Source organism: Bartonella sp. AD328YNZD, assembly GCF_042196425.1.
In genome coordinates, this window is record NZ_JBHIQG010000511.1 from 1 (window position 1) to 1,301 (window position 1,301).

Consider the following 1,301-nt stretch of genomic DNA (forward strand, 5'->3'; position numbering starts at 1 on the left):
TCATCTGTTTCCCATGTTCTGAGAGCTTTTCTTAAAGCTGAAACCATTCGTTGATTAAGAGCGTTTAATGCTGAAGGACGCGTGAGCTTTATAATACCAGCACATCCTTCTTTCGTAAAAGAAATATCATCACCTGCTCCAAAGTCAATTTGCATCTTACACCCTTTTAAAAACAACTATTTCATTGTTTTTTTATATTCCCCCCCCCAAGTTGAGGAAATATTTGCATGATTGCACCAATACAATATATATAAATTCCTGTCACCGAAATTCCTATTTTAACCCAATACGGAGCCTCTAGTTGATAAAAGAAGGCAGAAACACCAAAAACACACCATAAGAGAAAAATGGGAAAATTAACTCTACGTAAACGAAGGACTCTTACTGGATGAATAAAATAAATTGGTAAAAAAGATATAATCGCCGATAAAACAATAATGATAAAAGTAATCCACTCTCCTGGCCTGACGACAAAAAGCGTAAAAATCATCATATTCCAAACAACAGGAAATCCTTTAAAAAAGTTTTCTTTGGTTTTCATACTAGTATCTGCATAATAAATAGCAGATGAAATAACAATGATTGCACTCAATGAAAATGATAACCCTACCCCCATAAAACCACTTTGATAGAGTGCAAAGGCAGGAATTAAGACATAAGTCACGTAATCAATAATATTATCTAACAGCTCTCCAGACCATGTTGGAAGAACGTATTTAACATCAAGTTTGCGTGCAATTGGTCCATCTATACCATCAACGAGAAGGGCAAGCCCAAGCCAACAGAACATAGCTGTCCATTCTTTTTGAGAGGCTGATATAAGAGAAAGAAACGCTAAAAATGATCCCGAAGCTGTTAGTAAATGAACGGAAAAGGCCTTTGCTTGTGGCATTGTTACTTTTTTATGGCGTAATAATTTAGCATTTGTTTTGATTTTCTTTGTTAGTTTACGTTTCAAGGTTTTCTTATCCTCGTTTTTAAAGTCTTCAATCATCTATCAATACGCCATTTTTTACCGATGATATAACTCAACATTTTAAAAAATCATAAAAAGGTTACTTTTTTATATCGCATTATTTATTACATACTATAATAATAGAAGAGCTTCATATAATAAAAAGAGAGTGATCATTTGGAAATGTTAAAATATTTTCTCAATGGAGAAAGGTTCAAACAGTTGTGATCTTTGAAAAAAACGAGCATAAAGATATTGCTGTTATTGGTGCAGGTCCTGTCGGAATGTTAGCTGCGCTGAGTCTTGCACATGAGGGGCTTTCTGTTTTTCTTGTTGGGCCCCCTGC

Annotated in this window: 3 protein-coding genes; 1 reads left to right on the plus strand and 2 read right to left on the minus strand. The window is 34.5% G+C overall.

The features are described 5' to 3' along the window. Together ACFIO3_RS13270 and pcsA are read right to left on the minus strand one after the other, a co-directional pair. The coding region (locus ACFIO3_RS13270; RefSeq protein WP_375704612.1) for an enoyl-CoA hydratase/isomerase family protein at positions 1 to 155 on the minus strand (155 nt) is incomplete at its 3' end. A gap of 26 nt (positions 156 to 181) precedes the next feature. Continuing rightward, entirely contained in the window at positions 182 to 994 is an 813-nt protein-coding gene (pcsA, locus tag ACFIO3_RS13275; RefSeq protein ID WP_375609478.1) for a phosphatidylcholine synthase, read from the minus strand. 185 nt (positions 995 to 1,179) lie between these two features. On the opposite strand from pcsA, the gene ACFIO3_RS13280 reads away from it, so the two are divergent. Continuing rightward, positions 1,180 to 1,301: FAD-binding protein (locus ACFIO3_RS13280; protein ID WP_375704613.1), on the plus strand; the 122-nt coding region annotated here is incomplete at its 3' end.

What these genes read in the sequence shown, in the direction of transcription:
- pcsA (WP_375609478.1), bottom strand. Translation starts at nt 994, where the DNA reads ATGATTGAAGACTTTAAAAACGAGGATAAGAAAACCTTGAAACGTAAA.